General features: G+C 55.6%; 18 protein-coding genes. 7 read left to right on the top strand and 11 right to left on the bottom strand.

Annotation, left to right across the window (positions count from 1 at the left end):
• Nucleotides 1-217 precede the first annotated feature (217 nt).
• Nucleotides 218-2,164: a 4Fe-4S binding protein gene (locus FEE96_RS17465; RefSeq protein ID WP_138164405.1), complete on the top strand. Its 1,947-nt coding sequence runs from the start codon at nucleotides 218-220 to the stop codon at nucleotides 2,162-2,164.
• On the opposite strand, the gene FEE96_RS17470 is transcribed toward FEE96_RS17465, so the two are convergent.
• The gene (locus tag FEE96_RS17470) at nucleotides 2,158-2,940 is read right to left on the bottom strand and encodes a hypothetical protein (RefSeq protein ID WP_246079504.1); all 783 of its coding nucleotides are present in this window, start codon (nucleotides 2,938-2,940) and stop codon (nucleotides 2,158-2,160) included. The two genes, FEE96_RS17465 and FEE96_RS17470, sit on opposite strands and share 7 nt — an antisense overlap.
• Nucleotides 2,941-2,967: 27 nt before the next feature.
• Here FEE96_RS17470 and FEE96_RS17475 point away from each other — a divergent pair, with 27 nt between their 5' ends.
• Genes FEE96_RS17475 through FEE96_RS17485 form a run of 3 tightly spaced genes read left to right on the top strand, consistent with a single transcriptional unit; the run spans nucleotide 2,968 to nucleotide 5,215 of the window.
• On the top strand, nucleotides 2,968-4,035 hold the full coding sequence (locus FEE96_RS17475) for an Mrp/NBP35 family ATP-binding protein (RefSeq protein ID WP_138164406.1): 1,068 nt from the start codon (nucleotides 2,968-2,970) through the stop codon (nucleotides 4,033-4,035).
• Nucleotides 4,032-4,736 (top strand): biotin/lipoate--protein ligase family protein, encoded by a 705-nt coding sequence (locus FEE96_RS17480; protein ID WP_138164407.1) that lies wholly within the window; start codon nucleotides 4,032-4,034, stop codon nucleotides 4,734-4,736. Before FEE96_RS17475 ends, FEE96_RS17480 begins: the two co-directional genes overlap by 4 nt.
• Entirely contained in the window at nucleotides 4,736-5,215 is a 480-nt protein-coding gene (locus tag FEE96_RS17485; RefSeq protein ID WP_138164408.1) for a DUF6505 family protein, read from the top strand. The genes FEE96_RS17480 and FEE96_RS17485 overlap by 1 nt, the downstream gene beginning before the upstream one ends.
• Nucleotides 5,216-5,317: 102 nt before the next feature.
• Here the strand turns inward: FEE96_RS17485 and FEE96_RS17490 are convergent, their stop codons facing one another.
• The 5 genes from FEE96_RS17490 to FEE96_RS17510 form a co-directional block, all read right to left on the bottom strand.
• The gene (locus FEE96_RS17490) at nucleotides 5,318-6,118 is read right to left on the bottom strand and encodes an ABC transporter substrate-binding protein (RefSeq protein ID WP_138164409.1); all 801 of its coding nucleotides are present in this window, start codon (nucleotides 6,116-6,118) and stop codon (nucleotides 5,318-5,320) included.
• Nucleotides 6,115-6,825, bottom strand: a complete 711-nt coding sequence (locus FEE96_RS17495; RefSeq protein ID WP_138164410.1) for an ATP-binding cassette domain-containing protein — start codon at nucleotides 6,823-6,825, stop codon at nucleotides 6,115-6,117. Before FEE96_RS17495 ends, FEE96_RS17490 begins: the two co-directional genes overlap by 4 nt.
• Nucleotides 6,825-7,529, bottom strand: coding sequence for an ABC transporter permease (locus FEE96_RS17500; RefSeq protein ID WP_138164411.1), 705 nt, complete (start codon nucleotides 7,527-7,529; stop codon nucleotides 6,825-6,827). Before FEE96_RS17500 ends, FEE96_RS17495 begins: the two co-directional genes overlap by 1 nt.
• Nucleotides 7,530-7,793: 264 nt before the next feature.
• Nucleotides 7,794-8,747 (bottom strand): dihydrodipicolinate synthase family protein, encoded by a 954-nt coding sequence (locus tag FEE96_RS17505; protein WP_138164412.1) that lies wholly within the window; start codon nucleotides 8,745-8,747, stop codon nucleotides 7,794-7,796.
• The gene (locus tag FEE96_RS17510) at nucleotides 8,744-10,873 is read right to left on the bottom strand and encodes a xanthine dehydrogenase family protein molybdopterin-binding subunit (protein WP_138164413.1); all 2,130 of its coding nucleotides are present in this window, start codon (nucleotides 10,871-10,873) and stop codon (nucleotides 8,744-8,746) included. The genes FEE96_RS17505 and FEE96_RS17510 overlap by 4 nt, the downstream gene beginning before the upstream one ends.
• Before the next feature lie 158 nt (nucleotides 10,874-11,031).
• Between FEE96_RS17510 and FEE96_RS17515 the strand changes: the two genes are divergently transcribed.
• Entirely contained in the window at nucleotides 11,032-11,826 is a 795-nt protein-coding gene (locus FEE96_RS17515) for an aspartate dehydrogenase (protein ID WP_138164414.1), read from the top strand.
• A gap of 9 nt (nucleotides 11,827-11,835) precedes the next feature.
• Nucleotides 11,836-12,780 (top strand): LysR substrate-binding domain-containing protein, encoded by a 945-nt coding sequence (locus FEE96_RS17520; protein ID WP_138164415.1) that lies wholly within the window; start codon nucleotides 11,836-11,838, stop codon nucleotides 12,778-12,780.
• A 1-nt stretch (nucleotide 12,781) separates the two neighbouring features.
• On the opposite strand, the gene FEE96_RS17525 is transcribed toward FEE96_RS17520, so the two are convergent.
• From FEE96_RS17525 to FEE96_RS17545, 5 genes are all read right to left on the bottom strand, one after another.
• The gene (locus FEE96_RS17525) at nucleotides 12,782-13,324 is read right to left on the bottom strand and encodes a 3-hydroxyanthranilate 3,4-dioxygenase (RefSeq protein WP_138164416.1); all 543 of its coding nucleotides are present in this window, start codon (nucleotides 13,322-13,324) and stop codon (nucleotides 12,782-12,784) included.
• A 163-nt stretch (nucleotides 13,325-13,487) separates the two neighbouring features.
• The gene (gene nagA / locus FEE96_RS17530; protein WP_138164417.1) at nucleotides 13,488-14,630 is read right to left on the bottom strand and encodes an N-acetylglucosamine-6-phosphate deacetylase; all 1,143 of its coding nucleotides are present in this window, start codon (nucleotides 14,628-14,630) and stop codon (nucleotides 13,488-13,490) included.
• Nucleotides 14,627-15,655, bottom strand: coding sequence for an SIS domain-containing protein (locus FEE96_RS17535; protein ID WP_138164418.1), 1,029 nt, complete (start codon nucleotides 15,653-15,655; stop codon nucleotides 14,627-14,629). The genes nagA and FEE96_RS17535 overlap by 4 nt, the downstream gene beginning before the upstream one ends.
• 11 nt (nucleotides 15,656-15,666) lie before the next feature.
• Nucleotides 15,667-16,425 (bottom strand): GntR family transcriptional regulator, encoded by a 759-nt coding sequence (locus FEE96_RS17540; RefSeq protein WP_138164419.1) that lies wholly within the window; start codon nucleotides 16,423-16,425, stop codon nucleotides 15,667-15,669.
• Complete coding sequence (locus tag FEE96_RS17545) at nucleotides 16,422-17,312, bottom strand: glucosamine kinase nucleotide-binding domain-containing protein (protein WP_138164420.1); 891 nt, start codon at nucleotides 17,310-17,312, stop codon at nucleotides 16,422-16,424. Before FEE96_RS17545 ends, FEE96_RS17540 begins: the two co-directional genes overlap by 4 nt.
• A 153-nt stretch (nucleotides 17,313-17,465) precedes the next feature.
• Between FEE96_RS17545 and FEE96_RS17550 the strand changes: the two genes are divergently transcribed.
• Entirely contained in the window at nucleotides 17,466-18,359 is an 894-nt protein-coding gene (locus FEE96_RS17550; RefSeq protein ID WP_138164421.1) for an N-acetylmuramic acid 6-phosphate etherase, read from the top strand.
• Nucleotides 18,360-18,364: the final 5 nt, after the last annotated feature.

Raw genomic sequence — 18,364 nt, forward strand, 5'->3', positions numbered from 1 at the left:
GCGGCATGCAGGAACGGTCGTTTTGTCTAATTCGACGAAATCACTCGACAATAGGTGCAGCTACCAATTCAGCGAATCATCCGGATTGATTCGCTGAATTCCGGGGCGTCCAGCAGTCTCAAAACTGGTTTACGAAGGCGAGGAATCATGCCTAGTTGGAAGCCAACACAGGGTGTCTAACACCCCTTCTGCCAGTCTAAATGCAAGCGAGGAATACATGGCCAAGCAACTGATTTTATGTGATTGTTCGGGATCACAACAGATCGACGCCACCGCCCTTTCTCAGGCCACTGGGGTCAGCTGCTCCAAACTGCATTCGGCACTTTGTACCACCGGAATCGACACAGCAGCAGCCGCCTTGGCAGGGGGCGAAGCAACTATTTGCTGTGCCCAGGAACAACGTCTTTTTGAAGAACTGGCAGCTGAAATCGATGCCCCTGCCCCCCCCTGCCTCGATCTGCGTGATCGGGCCGGTTGGACATCGGATGAAGGCAATACACTACCCAAAATGTCCGCATTGATTGCCGAAGCGGGACTTTCCGTCCCTGCCGCGAAAGGTCTGGACGTGGTGTCTGAGGGGGGCTGTCTGATCCTTGGGCCATCGGAAATCGCTTTGGCCGCAGCAGAAAAGCTTCAGGATGTGCTGGCAGTGACGGTCCTGCTGGACAAGACCGCCGAGCCCCCGATGAGCCGCGCCTTTGACGTGGTTCGAGGTGATCTGCGCCAAGCCTCAGGCGCACTGGGGCAATTCGAAATCCGCATCGATGCACTACAACAACTGGAACCTGTCGGGCGCAACTGGAGCTGGAGTGATGCCCGGAATGGTGGCAGATCAAGCTGTGACATCATTCTGGATCTGACTGGTGGCACGTCACTGTTTCCAGCCCCGGAAAAACGCGAAGGCTATCTGCGTGCCGACCCTGCACATGCGCCTTCGGTGGCTGATGCTCTACTACAGGCATCCCAGATGGTCGGCACTTTTGAAAAGCCGCTATATGTGCGCAATGAACCGCTACTCTGCGCTCACTCCCGTGCAGGCCAGACCGGTTGCACCAACTGCCTTGATATCTGCCCGACCGGCGCCATCAGTTCTAATGGTGACCATGTTAGCATCGATCCGATGATCTGTGCCGGGTGCAGCTCCTGCGCCACCCTGTGTCCTTCTGGTGCACTCACCTATGATGCGCCCCCTACAGACAGTCTGTTTCGTCGTATTCAGACCCTGGCCAAAGCCTATCTAGCCGCAGGTGGCGTCGCACCGCGTCTACTGGTTGTGAATGGACACGGCGGCGAAATGATCAGTTTGGCCGCCCGTTTTGGCCGTGGTTTGCCCGTTGATGTTGTGCCGTTGGAAGTCGAGGCATTGAATACCTTTGGCCATGCCGAGATCCTTGCGGCCTTAGCTGCTGGTTTTGCCACAGTCGACATCTTGCTCGCCCCCGGTGCCGAGCGCGAAGTAATGGAGCGTGAACTGGCACTGGCAAATGCCCTTGGCGGCAACAAGACAACCTTGCTTGACTTAAACGACCCAGATGCGCTGAGCGAAACCTTGTTTGGTGTCGAGGTGCCCACAGCCCTGGGCGATGTCGTTCGACCAATCGGAACCCGTCGCCAGATCACCCGCCAAGCAACCAAGGCGCTGATGCCTGACGCAGAAGTACTTCCACTGCCCTCGGATGCTCCTTACGGGGCAGTTTTAGTCGATACCAGCGCCTGCACCCTATGCCTGTCCTGCGTATCGCTGTGTCCTTCGGGTGCATTGGGCGATAACCCTGATCTTCCCCAATTGCGGTTCCAGGAGGACGCCTGCCTACAATGTGGTCTCTGTGCCAATATCTGCCCCGAAAAGGCAATCACGCTTGAACCGCGTCTGAACCTGACCGACAGCGCGCTATCACAAACGGTCTTGCACGAGGAAGAACCGTTTGCCTGTGTAGAATGCGGCTCACTCTTTGGGGTTAAGTCCACGGTTGAAAAAATTGTCGAAAAGCTGGCGGGGAAACATTCGATGTTCCAGAACCCTGGGGCTGCGCGGATGATTCAGATGTGTGACAATTGCCGGGTTGATGCCCAGTATCATCAGGAGAACAACCCCTTTGGTGGCGGTGACCGGCCACGCGTACGTACCACCGACGACTACCTCAGCAAGCGCCGCGATCACTGATGTTGCAACGGAGCTCCCAGATCTGCGGGTGGCAGATTGGCGACATAGGCGAGGATTGCCTCCAACTGATCGAGGGTTATCTCAACCGGCACAATTGGCGAAGGCCGATCCGGTGCAAAAGGCTCAGTCACGCCCTCCACCTGCGTAAAAGATGGATGTGGGTTGAGGACGTAGAAAGTCTGGAAACGCTCAACCCAGTTCTCCAGTGTTCGCAGTACAAAAAACGACGGGGTAGAGCCGATAGCATTCATCCGCTCGTCATCCCGCACCACATGACAGCGGCCACACATCCGACGCGACAGGTCCAGACCCAGCGCTGCGTCACCGTCAAATACAACACCGGCGTCCAGCGCCTGCTCGGCAAGGGGCAGCATAAACATCTGGACACCACCGGGCGCATAGCTCGTAATAGTACGCTGACCAATGTCCGAGTCCAACCAGCTCAGGAAACGCAGCACAGCTTGGTGTTCCGGAGCCAAAACCTGCATATACCAGGTCGATCGTGGGCCAACAAAAACCGGTTCACCGGTCGCGCCCAGCGCAATGTCATGTGCCTGACCCGCTGTGACGATCTGAACCCGAATTTGGGTCTTCAGCGAGAACCGCGGCAACAGGTGCTTCAGCAAGCCACTGTCAACCAGAGCCTGCGGCGCCATCAGCCGTACCAACCTGTCATCAGCCCGTGCAATCGGTGCGAAACTCAGGCAAATAGAAATCAGAACAATCAGTCGGGTCATGCGAAATGGTAGAAAACCACCGCCCCCTTCGTCAAGCACCCCCACAACCCAAGGAGCAAGACAAACGTGTCTCTCACCCGTGAATCCGTCCTCGCCGCGCTCAAATCAATCACTGACCCAATCAGTGGCAGCGATATCGTCAGCGCCGGCGTCATGCGCGCCCTCACAGTCGAAGGGGCTGAGGTCCGCTTCGTCCTCGAAATTGACCCTGCAAGCGCCGAGGCCTATGGCCCGATACGCGACGCCGCCGAAAAAGTTGTGACCGATCTTGCCGGTGTCGATAAAGTTTCGGCCCTGCTGACCGGTCATGCCGCCAAGTCCGCCCCACCGGACCTAAAACCATCAAAACCCGCACAGCCGCAGGGCCCGCAGAAAATCCCCGGTGTTGACCGCATCATCGCTGTTGCCTCAGGCAAGGGCGGCGTGGGAAAATCTACTGTTTCAGCCAATCTGGCCTGTGCTCTGGCAGCTGAAGGCCGCCGCGTTGGATTGTTGGATGCTGATGTTTATGGCCCGTCACAACCGCGCATGTTGGGGATCTCGGGTCGCCCCGCCAGCCCGGATGGAAAAACCATCCTGCCAATGCGCAACCATGGCGTCACAATGATGTCAATCGGCTTGATGACCAACGAGGATCAGGCCGTTGTCTGGCGTGGACCAATGCTGATGGGGGCGCTGCAACAGATGATGATGCAGGTGCAGTGGGGCGCTCTGGATGTGCTGATCGTCGACCTTCCACCCGGCACCGGCGACGTCCAGATGACCTTGGCGCAAAAGGCAGAAGTGGACGGTGCTATCGTGGTTTCAACTCCGCAGGATGTGGCCCTGATCGATGCACGCAAAGGCATCGATATGTTCAACCAACTCCACGTCCCAATCCTGGGCATGATCGAAAACATGTCGACCCATATCTGTTCCAATTGTGGCCACGAAGAGCATGTCTTTGGCCATGGGGGCGTGGTCGCAGAGGCCGCCAAGTTGAACGTGCCCCTGTTGGCTGAAGTCCCGCTGCATCTGGACGTTCGTTTGGCCTCTGATGGAGGTGCACCGATTGTTGTCAGCAAACCCGACAGCCCACAGGCGCAGGTGTTCCGAAACGTTGCCCAGGATTTAATCAAACGGGGCGCAGCATGAGCGACGTCTCCTTTCCTCCGCTTTTGCATGGCCATCAGGTCAGCGGCGTGGAGGACCCCTTTGATACAGCGTGTAAAAAGGCGATCATCGGTTGTGATGCCGGCTTGGTAACCTTCAATCTGGCACCGGACATTCTTCGGGCGGCAATGGTGTTTGCCCCCGAGGTTCCTCTTCGAAAAGCAATGGCAATGATGCCAACCTGTGGCGTAGGATTTCAAAACGCACTGGGAGCATTGGCGCCACCTGAAGTCGCGGTTCATTTAGAATGGCAGGGGGCAATCCGGATCAACGGTGCCCGTTGTGGTAGACTGCAAGCCGCCGCCAGTTGCTCAGATCCCGAGGTAACGCCTGATTGGCTGGTCATTGGGCTAGAATTGCCGTTGTGGCCCGCCTCCGAAGATACCGGTAATTCACCCGATGAAACTGCGCTTTATGCCGAAGGCTGTGCGGATGTCGAAGCGCCTGCTTTGTTAGAAAGTTGGGCCCGCCACAGTCTACACTGGATCACACGCTGGGAAGACGACAACGGTAAAGCCCTGCACGCTGAATGGCGCAGCCTCGCCCACGGCATGGGAGAGGACACAGTACAAAACGCGCTATCAGGCAGTTTCCTGGGTATCGACGAAGATTTTGGCATGCTCTTGCGTGCTGAAGACACCACCCACATGATCCCCCTTACATCCTTATTGGAGACATCGTGATGCAGCTTGCCCGCGCCATCCATTTTGACGAGAGCGACCAACGTGTCTTTGCCAGCCCAGCCCGAACCGGCGAATGGTGTGTTTCAGGCGGGTTTGAATTTTCCAACTGGGGTGAGTCCGACCTGAGTGGCAAGCCAAAGCAAGCCTTTTCCAATGGCTGGATGGGCTTGGAAACTGCTGGTCGAGTAACCTTTGTAGCGGTTACTCAGATCGAGCAGAGTGAGCTCGACACCTTGACCGGCCTTTTGGCCAAACATTTCGTCGATTTCTATAGTGCCCCAGACATCAACGCCGCTCGTCCTGTTGCGACCGAAGAACTAGCGCAAATGCTAGATCTTTGCGCGGAGCATGATGCCAACACCTTGCTAACCGTATCGCGTGAATTGACCAGTTCTGGCGTCAAAGAGGCCTTCCGCACCATCGAGCCGCAAGCTGCCGGATTGGAGCAATTTGCAATTCATGGTGATATGGACGCGTGAGTTTTTGCTATAGTGTAATCCTTCGGGTCACCTCAGCGACCATACAAAAGCCCCCACAAATTTGCGGGGGCTTTTGTACCGAGTAACGTTTACCAACTGACTCTATTTGGCATTGAAAACAAACAACGTCTCGCCATTGATCTTGTACTCATTGATCAGTGTTTTGGCGCGGCCTGAAACCAGCCAGTCTTCCAGTTTCATCGCTAGGTCATTCTGAACATGATCATGTTTTTCGGGGTTTACCGGAATATACGCATATTGGTTGAACAGTACTGGATCACCAGAGAACAGCAGCTCTAGGTCGCCCTTGTTGCCAAAGTTCAACCAACTGGCCCGGTCTGCCATAATATATGCCCCGAGACCTGAGGCGGTATTCAACGCCGCGCCCATCCCGGCACCAACCGCATTGTACCAGTCGCCAAGCTCCAGTGCATTCAAATCGGCGGTTTGCCACAGGCTCAACTCTTTTTTGTGGGTACCACTGTCATCGCCACGACTGACAAAGACCGCATGAGCTGTTGCAATTTTCAGTAATGCGTTTGCTGCAGTATCCGCCGAGCTTACGCCAGCGGCATCCCCTTTCGGGCCGATGAAAACAAAGTCATTATACATGATCTCGCGACGATGGGTGCCGTTGCCACCAGCCAGAAATTCTTCCTCAGCCTTTTTTGAGTGCACCAAAATTGCATCGACATCGCCAGCCGCGCCCAAGCGCAGTGCTTGGCCAGTTCCAACAACAACCAGCTGTACCTCCAGCCCCAAATCGGCCTTGATCTCAGGAAGCAGAATGTCTGACAGGCCCGAGTTATGGAACGACGTGGTCACTGCCATCCGCATCTCTTCGGCAAATGAAGCCGAAGTTAAGGCTAGTGAGGCAATCGCGCCAAAAATTATTTGTTTCACTCTACAATGTCTCCTCTTAGAAACGCGCGTCCCTGTTTGGTCTCAGCCCCAGCAAAAAATTGGCTTGCGGGCGTGAATTCGTGGATCCGACCATGCAGCACAAAAATCACTTCATCGGCCAGACGTTGGGCTTGGCCCATATTGTGCGTCGACATGATCAACCGGGTGCCATCAGCGGCTGCAGTGGTCAAAATTTCTTCGATCTCACGGGTGGCACGGCCATCCAGTGACGCACAGGGTTCATCCAGGAACAGTACATCTGGATTACGGATCAGTGCCCGTGCCAGTGCCAGTTTTTGCCGCTCGCCGCCGGATAACATGGTCGCCTGTTGTTTTACGGTATGACCCAGACCAACCCGCTCTGCCCAGTCTTGTGCGCGCTGTCTGGCCTCTGCCATTGTCACGCCGATCAAGCGTAGAGGATAGGCGATATTTTCAATCACGGTGCGTCGCATCATAACGGGTGCCTGAAACACAAAACCCTGCCGTTTTTGCGCTTCGTCCTTTGGGCAAGCCCATGTCAAACTGCCGGCATTCATCCGGGCAATACCATGTAGCATCTTAAGCAAAGTGGTTTTACCGGCTCCATTGGGACCAATGACGATGGTTACACCTTGCCCTTGCAAGGTCAGGTCAATCGGGCCAACCAATACCTTGCCCTGACGGCGCACCACGGCCTGTTTGGCTTCTAGTGGGAACATCTGCATCACCAGCGGCCCTCACTCTCGGTATGGCTCAATCGGTGGATCAAAAGGTTCACCGTCACAGCCAAAGCAATCAGAATAAACCCAAGTGCCAATGCCAGGGCAAATTCACCCTTACCAGTTTCGAGCGCGATGGCCGTCGTCAGTACGCGTGTTGCATGGTCGATATTGCCACCAACAATCATGATCGCGCCGACCTCGCCAATGGCCCGACCGAACCCGGCCAGGGCTGCCGTCAACAGTGCCCGTCGCCCATCCCAGAGCAGCGCCTGAATACGTTGGAACTGGGTAGTGTTCATCGAGATCAGCAGGTCATGATAGTCCCCCCAAAGCTCGCGCAGTGACTGATGCGCAATGGAGGCAATCAGCGGCACGATAATAATCACCTGCGCGATGATCATTGCTGTTGGGGTAAAAAGCAGTCCAAACACCCCAAACGGTCCTGAACGGGACAAAAACACATAAACCACAAGGCCCACCACAACTGGCGGCAACCCCATCAAGGCATTTAGCACTGCGATGGTAATCCGGCGAAGACGAAAACGGCGAACCGATAAGAAGGCTGCGAATGGAAGAGCTATGGCAGAGGCAATCAGCAGTGCCGTCAGAGTAACACGCAGGGATCGCAAACTGATTTCAACCAGATCAGCATCCAACGTCACCAGCAGCCAAAAGGCCTGTGTCAATCCGCTCCACAAGTCAGACATTGCTTCCGGTTTACTCCTCATGGGCCACGGATCGCGGCAGCCTAACACGGATGTTATAGCTTCCAAATCACAGCTAGGGACGTAGCAATAGACAAAAACGACCAACCCGCCCCAAAAGGACAGATTGGCCATTGAATATCTCCCCTTGCGTTGAAACAGGGTCAGTTTGCGCAGGGCAAGGGCACTGCGAGCGCGGATATTTAGTTGGCGAAATCATCGCCTACTTCGCACGTTACACTGACTGTTTTGTCTCAAAGAACTGGGTCAAAGCTTTAAACCGCAGGCCTCGAAAGCCTCTCGTGTTCGAGCTTTTTCTTCCTCAGTCAGCTGCAACAGTGGGGACCGTACTGCGCCGCCAACCTGCCCCAACAGTTCCTGCCAGTACTTGCCGTGCGCCTGTGGCTTGCCGCCGGGTTTCGTATCTAAGATCGCACGCCGCACCGGGTCCAGACTATCACGTATCTGACGCGCCTCAGCAAAGCGGCCCTGAAACGCCAACTGGGTGTAATCGTGCATCCGGCGATCGTTCTTAGTCTGCAACTGATATGGTGGTGACGAGCACAAATAGAGCTTCCAATTCAATTCCTCAATGTTATCAAGCCACTCCACTTCGGACGCGGTCGAAACATGGATTTTATCCCCAACCATATGGCTAAGGCGCACATACATCTCGCGCGGAACTGAATATTTGATCGCCACAATGTTCGGCAGTTCCGCGATACGGGCACAAAGCTCAGGGCTCATGAGGTAGCCGCTATCCGGGTGGCTCCACATGGCGATGCCAATATCAACCTGATCGCAGATCGCCTTGTAATAATTGAACACGGTGTCATCCGGATCAGTGACAAAATGCAGCATTGGCGCGTGCACCACGATGTAATCGGCGCCGCAGTCCTGCGCATGACGGGCCAGTTCGAGCACCGTGTCGAAATTCTGATCCGAAGCCGACATGATGGTGCCTACCTGGCCGTCGCACTCCTCCACCGCAATCTCAAAATTACGTTTGCGCTCTGCCAGGCTCATCGAAAAGAACTCACCCTGTTTTCCGGCGATAAAGAGCCCCTGAATGTCGAGATCATCTACCCAATGACGAATGTTCGACCGAAGCCCGGCTTCGTTGAAAGACCCATCGTCGTGGAACGGGTTAAGCGCTGCGGCCCAGATGCCGCGCATATGTTCGCGGGCGTGGTCTTTGGCGTCCAGTTTCGAATATTTCATGTGGCGGCTCCTTCTTCGGCGGCCTGAATGGCACGCCACAGGGTTTGACTGGTCAATGGCATTTGCAGATCCTCAACCCCCAATGGGCATAGAGCATCAATTGCGGCGTTCAGAATTGCGGCAGGTGCCCCAATTGTCCCGGCTTCCCCCACGCCTTTGGCGCCCAGCGCATTCATTGGACTGGGTGTCTGAAAGGTATGTTGAGACAGGAGAGGCATATCACCGGCACGCGGCAGGGCGTAATCCATGAAAGAACCGGTCAACAACTGGCCATCTTCATCATAGATCACCTGCTCCATCAGCGCCTCACCCAGACCTTGGGCAAACCCACCCAGAACCTGACCCGCGACCTGCATTGGGTTGATGATACGGCCGGTGTCATCCACGGCAACTGCCCGCTCGATCGAAGGCACTCCGGTGTCACCGTCAACAGAAAGCAAGATCATATAGGCGCCATTCCCCCATGCCTCACCTTCGTTTTCATATCTCAGGTCAGCAACCAAGGGGGCTGTTTCGCCTTGGTCCAGCCGAGTGCGGATTTCTTCGCAGGCTCTGAGCACGGCACTACCGCCAATGGCGGTACTGCGACTGGCTAAGGCTCCGATCCCTTCAGGGCAGTTTTTGGTATCGCCGCAAATGACCGTGATCTGTTTCATCGGAATTTGCAGGGTATCTGCGGCGATCTGGGCAAAGGCGGTCTCACGCCCATGGCCCTGCGTCGAGCTTCCGCTGGCAACCAACACGCCGCCATCAGCGTTCAGCGTAACCCGCGCCGTTTCCCACCCCGTCCCCGAAGGCTCAAGATAGAACCCGATCCCAAGCCCGACCAGCTCTCCGCTGGCGCGTCGCACATCGCGCTCTTTTAGGGCCTCATTATACCCGCCCTTGTCCATCAGCACATCCAGAACCCTGGAGTAGTCACCGGAATCAAGCACATTCCCAGTGCCAGTCCGATGCGGGAATGCACTGGCGTCCAACAGGTTCCGGCGACGAATTTCAACCGGGTCCAGCCCGGTCACAACTGCGGCTTTATCTACCAGCCTCTCAATCAGACAGTTGGCCTCAGGGCGTCCCGCACCGCGATAGATGCCGGTAGGGGCAAGATTATGGGCCTGTGCACGGGTCGAGATTTCAAGGTTTTCGATTTGGTATCCCGCAGGCAAGATCCGTGCAGCATTCCACACCGTGGTCAGCGCCGAATTGGGTAACCAATGGCCCACTGGTCCATTTACCTCGGCCTGCAGCGCCTGAAACATTCCATCCTTGTTCACAGCCAAACGCCCGATTGTTGTGAGCCCCCGCCCATGGGTGGCAGACAAGAACTCTTCAGATCGGGTCGCTGTCCATTTCACATCGCGTTTGTGATGGAACGCAGCCCAGACCGCAATAACATCCTCCGGATACAACGAGGCCTTCATACCAAAGGCGCCCCCCACATGGGGGGCAATCACACGAATGCGATCAGCGTCAATTCCCAATATAACGGCAAGCGCGCTACGAGAGCGGTGCGGAGTTTGTGTCGAGTGCCAGACCGTAACCGCATCTCTATCTTGGTGATATGCCACTGCAATGGCGCGAGGTTCCATCGGCGACGGCGCAAGTCGGGGATGCAAAATTGCGGTTTCAACAATGTGGTCAGCTGCTGCCAGTCCAGCCGCAGCGTCTCCAGCGCTCCATGCCTGTTCTGCAACTAAGTCTGGTGCTACGTCCGGCCCAGTAGCCAATGCGTCGTCGATTTCGGCATAGACAAGTTCAACCGCGTCCAGCGCCAAGGCATTGCTGGTTGCCAATATTGCTGCAACTGGTTGCCCAACCGCATGGACTTGCCCCTGAGCCAACACCGGAAACTCCGTTTGAACCGAAAGAGGAATAAGTGGGTTAACAGTCAGACGGCCCAAGTGGGCAACATCCGCACCAGTATGCACTGCCACAACCCCTTCAGCAGCCAGTGCATCTTCCGTTTCCAGCTCAGCAATATCGCCGCGCGCCTCTACGCTGCGCAAGAATGAGACATGCAGCGGGTTTTGGAGTAAAATATCGTCAGTATAGGCCCCCTGCCCAGCCACCAGAACCGCATCCTCACGGCGGATCACCCGCTGTCCGATATGGGAGTTCTGATCCTGCATCCGCCTTTGGCACCCTATTGTTTCCAAAGCAGATATGACTCAGACGCAAGAGCAGTACCAAATACAAAAAACTCAAATTGATATAACTATAATGGATAGCAGTAAGCCTAGACCAAAACTATACTAACAGTCAGTTAGACTCTTCAAAAGGCCGCCACGTGAAAATTGCCCTGCTCGGAAACGGCGCTATCTCGCGCTATGTGCAACAAGCCATCCTCAAGCAAGGGCTACACATAGAAGCTTTTCTGTTGCGCCCGCAGCGAATGGACGAGGACCACCAAAGCGTGGCGTCGGACCCTGCAATCGTCAGCTCGGTGACGGCATTACCGCAAGACATAACGCACCTGATTGACTGTGCTGGGCATCAGGGGCTGGCCGAACACGGGCCTGCAGCATTGCGCGCAGGCCTGGATGTCATCACAGTGTCAATTGGCGCTCTGGCGGACCCTGATATTTATGACGACCTTGTTTCTTCGGCAACACAAGGCGGCAGCCGGCTGCATTTAGCAAGCGGTGCCATTGGAGCGTTAGATACTCTGCGAGCCGCCCGTAGCGGGCAACTGGACAGTGTCCGCTATACCGGTCGCAAACCGCCGCAAGGTTGGATAGGTTCGCCCGCCGAACAAAGCCTTGATCTTCAAAGCTCGCTGCCCAGCGCCCAGACACATTTCACTGGGCCAGCCCGCGATGCCGCACTCCGTTACCCCAAGAATGCCAATGTCGCAGCAGCCGTTGCATTGGCTGGGGTTGGCTTTGACGCTACAGAGGTAGAGCTGATCGCAGACCCCACCATTTCATCCAACATTCACGAAATATGCGCTAGCGGTGACTTTGGCTCATTTACCTTTTCAATCACTGGCAACAGCCTGCCCGACAACCCTCGCAGTTCAGCCCTTGCCGCAATGAGTGTCGTCGCGGAAATTCTTGCCATCAACAAACCGATCAGCAGCTAGGAGCACACTATGGCCGTTCGTCATTCCCGAATTGTTGACCGTGTATTGACCCGGTTAAAGCTAAAACAGTTGCGGCTTCTGGTTGCCGTGGGCAAGCACAACAATATTCAGAACGCCGCCCGCGAATTGAACGTATCACAGCCAGCCGCCACCAAGATGATCAAAGATCTGGAGCTGGATTTTGAAGTGCAGCTTTTTGAGCGTACCAATCGGGGCGTCATTCCGACCCCTTATGGTGAAGCCCTGATCCGACATGGGAAACTGATATTCGCCCAGGTCTCAAACGCTGCGCAGGAATTGGACGACCTGAACGAAGGCAGCAGTGGTCGCATTGTCATTGGCACACTTCTGGCTGCGTCCCCGCAATTGCTGCCAATGGCGATAGAGAAGCTTTTGCACACGCGTCCAAGTGTTTCGATTAAAGTTGTCGAAGGCACTAATGAGGTTTTGATGCCTGCACTAAAGTCGGGTGAAATTGATCTGGTTGTTGGCCGCCTCCCTGCTCAGCGCCACCGCAGCGACTTGGAACAACTGCAGTTGTTTGACGAAAAAATATTGTTGGTGGCGCGCCACGGGCACCCCATTTGCGCCAACCCCAAGCTTAGCTTTGACGACCTAAAACCCTGGGGTTGGATCCTGCCACCGATCGAAACCACTCTGCGGCGTCAACTGGACCAGTTTTTTGTCCGGCAGGGGCAGTATGCACCCGCAGTCGCAATTGAATCAGTCTCTTACCTAACCAATCGTGCAGTCTTGCAAGCCGGTGATTTCCTCGGCCTGATGCCCGCACACGTCGCAGCACAGGATATCGCGTCGGGATTGCTGCAAGAGATACCATGGAGCCTACCTATAGACGACGGGCCTGTTGGTGTTTCATTCCGCAGCGCCGATCAGCTATCACCAGCCGCCACTGTTTTTTTACAGGCGCTCCAAGATGTGGCCGCTTCGATGTAACCTATAACTTAACCCAACCTTCGGGAGGTTCTTTGCCCGGATGCATGACACCGCAATTCGGACAGGTCCGCGCCGCCTCTGAAGCATAGAACTGCGCATAAACCGGTGGCAGGTCCTCAACGATGGATTTCAACTGCATCTCGGCACGGTGCACCAAAGCGCTACATTCAAAGCAATACCACTCAACCGCATCCAGCTCTCCGATCTGCCGTTTGGGCTCGATCACCAGTCCAATTGATCCTTCTTGTGGGCGCTGCGGTGAGTGGCGCACATGTGGTGGCAGCAGAAATATCTCGCCCTCACGAATTGGCACATCATAGAACTCTTCTCCGTCATACAGCTTGAGCACCATATCGCCCTTAAGTTGGTAGAAGAATTCCTCAACGGGATCATCATGGTAGTCGGTACGTTTGTTGGGGCCTCCGACAACTGTCACCATCATATCAGCATCTTCCCAGATTTGCTGATTGCCCACCGGGGGTTTTAGCAAGTGTTTATGCTCGTCAATCCAGCCCTGAAAATTAAACGCCTTTAGCTTTCCCATAATACATCCCTGTCCCTGCCTACTCGTCACCTTGAAGGCATGGCTGCTATCAGCTCAAGGAATAAAATCGAAATCAGGTATCCATTTTTTGAATGGCAAATACGGAACCTGCAATGTGAGTTCAGCTTGAGGGTAACTAATTTCAAGGCTCAAGGCTGAGCGACTAAACCAACTGTCCGCACTGCCAGACCTGCTCTAGTGCCAGCGACTCGTTCAGGTGCAGAACATCCGCCCGACATCCCTCAGCCAATCGGCCAACATGCGCTGCGTCAACCAGATCTGCCGGAACCTCACTTGCCATAGAAAATGCAGTTTCCAAGTCTACGCCACACATCTCCACCAAATTGCTCACTGCCGTTACCAGCTCCAGATGCGCTCCGGCAAGGGTGCCATCTTCCAGTGTCAGGCGGTTGCCACTTCGCCGGATCAGACGATCATTCAACGTAAAGCAATCGATTTCGGATCCTGCCGTGGCCATTGCATCGCTGACTAGGAAAATGCGTCCCGGGCCCCGCTTTGATCGCAGTGCCAGCGCCATGCTTTCGGGGTGTACATGTATCCCGTCGGCGATCAGCCCGGCGCTCAACCCTCCCAGAGCAAGTGCGGCCCCGACAGTACCTGGCTCACGGTTGCCGATCTGGCTTTGAGCATTGAACAGATGCGTAACACAGCGCGCGCCCGCCGCTGCTGCTGCTTCGCAAGCGTCGAAGCCTGCATTTGTATGGCCTAGCGAGACCAGAACCCCAGCTTCGTGCAGGGACGAAATCTGGTCATTTGTGACATTTTCCGGGGCAACTGTGATTTTCAGCACCGGTAATCTGGCTGCAGCGTCGAGCAACACCTCCAAATCTTCTGCGCTCATAGGGCGAATTAGCGCGGGATCATGTGCGCCCTTGCGCTCCAATGATAGATGCGGCCCTTCGAGATGAAGCCCCAGTATGCCAGGGACACCCTCAGCCACGGCCTGCTCGACCGCCGCGATCGCACCGCGTACATGAACGGGGGTATCCGTGATCAATGTTGGCAAAATAGAGGTGGCGCCAATGCGCGCATGAGCCTCAGACATCGTGCGAAGTGTCGCCACATCATTCAACATCACCCCGCCACCGCCGTTGACCTGAAGGTCGACAAAGCCGGGTGCCAGATATCCGCCTGCCAGTTTGATGACACAGGCCTCGGCGGGGACGTCGGCTTGCCCAACAATCCCTGCGATCTGGTGACCCTTCAGCAACAACGCGCGCCCGGCGTGAAACTGCCCCTCCTCCAGAATCCGGGCGCCAATCAGGGCCGTAAGCCGATCAGTCATACCGTTTCCGTTACTTTTTTCAGATGTCTAGGCGCATCAGGATCGATCCCTCTGGACGTAGCAAAGGCTTCAACCATGGAATAGAAGGAAACAATCAGGCTCAGTGGATCGGTCAAACCATGATCTGTGCGGATGTGATCAATACATGCCGCGCCCTGCACTCGATTGGTTGTAGCAAACACTTGTGCTCCCTTAGCGGCAATCTGATCCGAGATGTCCGCCAGCGCCCCTTCTGCCGCATCAGCGGCCGCAAACCCCAGCACCGGAAAGCCCTCACCAACGATCGAAACAGGCCCGTGCAACACTTCTGCAGAGGAATAACTCTCGGCGTGCAGCTGACAGGTTTCTTTAAACTTCAGCGCAGCCTCATTTGACACGGCCAGCGCCTGCCCCCGCCCAAGCGTAAACAGAGATTGATGCGCGCCTATTGCTTCGCGCACTTCGGGCCAGTTGATCTGCGCCGCCGCCTCTAATTGTTTTGGGAGCGCACGAATAGCAGCCAGCAGCGCAGTATTGCGATCCCATTCAGCCATCAGCCACAAGCCGGCCACCGCCGAAGTGACAAAAGTCTTAGTGGCGGCGACGCTTAACTCAGGTCCAGCATGAATATTCAAGGTATGGGCACTGGCCTGCGCCAATGGCGATCCCGCGTCATTTGTCAGGGCTACCGTCAGCGCCCCGTCACGACCTGCATTACCGGCCATCGCAACAATATCCGGGCTTTGTCCCGACTGGGACACAGCAACGCTCAACCCCTTATTCAACTTCAGGGTGCTGTCATAAATCGACCCCACCGAAGGCCCAACAGAGGCAACGGGAACACCAAGGAGGATCTCAGAAACGTATTTCAAATAGGTGCAGACGTGATCCGACGACCCACGTGCCACAGTCATGACAAAGGCAGGGTCCAATCCCCGAACAGCATCAGCCACTGAGGCAATATCTGCTGCTCCCTGCGTCAAAAGCCGGTCAACTGCAGCTGGAATCTCATCAATTTCGCGACGCATTTTGGTACTTTGTGTCATAGTGTCAGCTCCTATTGGCTGGCCAGCCGCAGCTCGGCTACAAAATCGTAGGCGTCACCGCGATAGATAGAGCGGGTGAACTCAACCACCCGCCGATTAGGCAAATATGAAGTACGCATAATCCGAAGACCTGCGGCGCCAGGATCGACCCCCAGCAGGGCAGCGTCTTCTGCGTCAAGATTGATCGCTGAAATGCGCTGCAAGGCCCGCACCGGACGATTTCCATCTGCTTCCAGCACCTTGTACAGAGACGTTTCAACCAACAGTGGGTTGGGCAAGATGTCTACAGGTAGCGAGGCGCGCTCAATCGCCATGGGCATGTCACTGGCCCGGCGCAGGCGTTCAATTCGGGCAACTGAATCGCCTGGGGACAACCCCAACACCATCACCTCCTCTGGTGAGGGCATGTAAAGACCCCGACCCAGCCATTCGCTGGACGAATCGAGACCGCGCCGCACCATGTCTTCTGTAAATGAGGTCAGTCGCGAGAGGGATTGTTCAACTTTCGGTGGTCCGTCAGAAACAAAGCTGCCTGACCCCTGCCTTTGTACGATGATGCCACGATCGACCAGATCTTGCATCGCCCGCCGCACCGTTACCCGAGACACCCCACTTAGCGCCGCTATTTCACGCTCTGCCGGAAGCGGCGCGTTTTCCAACAACAGACCATTGCTGATACCATCTTCAATCCGTTTTCGCAGACGTACATATCGCGGTCCAGTGGCTTCATCCAGCCAGTCAGCAGGTTTAAGGAAGTCTTCGATTGTCATGCTGTTTCCTGCCCCACTTGTTGCGCAAACCGGCGGGAGAGCTCTAAGGCCCCATCCAGCGCCACGCCTTGGCCTTCTGTCACTACTGCGGCAATTTCAGCTGGCAGATAATCCACATAGTGTTCTGCAACACCACCCACTGGGCACACAATTTCGCCGGGCTGATGGCCTAATGCAGCCAACCCACTGCAAATATAGTCCGCCCCAGCGACCATCAGTTCCTGCCCGACGGCATCGCCAGCTCTGGCGGCCTGGACCACCCGCGGCGCGTAGCCACCGTAGTCAACAGGCTTGGCCCGGAAAGAAAAATTCATGATTTGCGCGACATCGTGCTGGAATTCGCCCAAACAGCTCTCAACCAAGTCGCTAGTCGGCAGGATACCATCCAGCACATGCAGCGCTCGGCTGAGCAATTCTTTACCCAACCAACACCCAGAGGATTCGTCCCCCAGAATAGAGCCATAGCCTCCGATTAAGCGCATTCCATCTTGGCTTTGTCGCGCCAGAAACGAACCCGTGCCAATTCCCAGCAAACAGCCAGGCCGATCACCCAGTGCACCAACCACTGCTGACGGGCGGTCATCTTCGACCAACACGTGTCGCGACGGCAATTGATCCGCAACAAATTGCGAAACAGCGTCATCTACCACTCCAGCCAGACCAGCATAAATAGGGATTTCGCCGAGCCGCGCCACATCAAGACCTGCCAACGTGGAAAGTTCGATCAAGCCGTCATTTAAGACCGCAATCGCAGCCTGCGGCGCACTTGAAACATTTGCCCCCCCACGTCGCGCATACGTCACGCCAGCAGGTGACTGCAACGCAAACCGACAAGAGGTGCCGCCACCGTCAATTGCAATAAAGTAAGAATTCGCCGAGTCTCTCATATCAATACCTATACGATACCTTTACTCGAAATAAAAGACCTTTTGCCACCAAGTGCCCTCCAAAGCAGGACCAAATTGGTTACGGGACAATAAATGGTAGACAAAAGGTATTAGATAGGTATTTAATGAACGCAACTTCCTGGGAGGAATCACATGACCGAGACCGCGTCACCACAGACGGAAACACTGCATAGCGACGCTATGGGGTTGGACCTACGTGCTGATAGCGAAGTCCTGTCACAACTCCTGAACAGTCAACAAAAGGCTCTCGAATCGATGAGCAGCGCACTGCCAGAGATCGCAGCCGCCGCCGAAATGCTGGTAAAATCCATTCGCAACGGAGGCCGTCTGCATTACGCTGCCGCTGGGTCTTCAGCTTTGATGGGACTAGCAGATGGCGCAGAGATTCCGGGGACATTTGGCCTGACTGCTGATCGCATCGCAATTCACATGGCTGGCGGCGTTCCGCTGAATGGCAATATGCCAGGCCATACAGAAGACGACGATAGAGCCGCGCTTGCAGCCGCAGAAACCGTCAAGCCGCAGGATGTTGTTATCGCAATCTCAGCCAGCGGCTCAACGCCCTACCCAATGACGTTTGCGCAGGCCGCACGAGATCACGGCGCCGCCATAATTTGCATCGCCAACAACGCAGATGCGCCACTGTTTGCACTGGCGGATGTCGCTATCCACCTAAAAACACCACCAGAAGTGATCGCCGGATCGACCCGCTTGGGTGCAGCCACGGCCCAAAAGGTCGCGCTGAATATGATGTCCACCCTGACGGGTATCCGTTTGGGCCACGTATTCGACGGCATGATGGTCAACCTCGTAGCTGACAACGAAAAACTGCGGGGCCGGGCTATTGGTATCGTAACCCAGATCACAGGGGCTACCGAAATGACCGCCCAGGACTGCCTGCAAAAAGCAAATGGAGCGGTCAAACCCGCCGTACTTCTTGCCGCCGGGGCTGCGTCAATCCAACAGGCAAATACGATTATCGAGCAAGCCAACGGAGACCTGCGTGTCGCGTTGCGACAACTTTGACCACG

The sequence above is a fragment of the Parasedimentitalea maritima genome (assembly GCF_005771405.1).
Taxonomy (GTDB): Bacteria; Pseudomonadota; Alphaproteobacteria; order Rhodobacterales; family Rhodobacteraceae; genus Parasedimentitalea; species Parasedimentitalea maritima.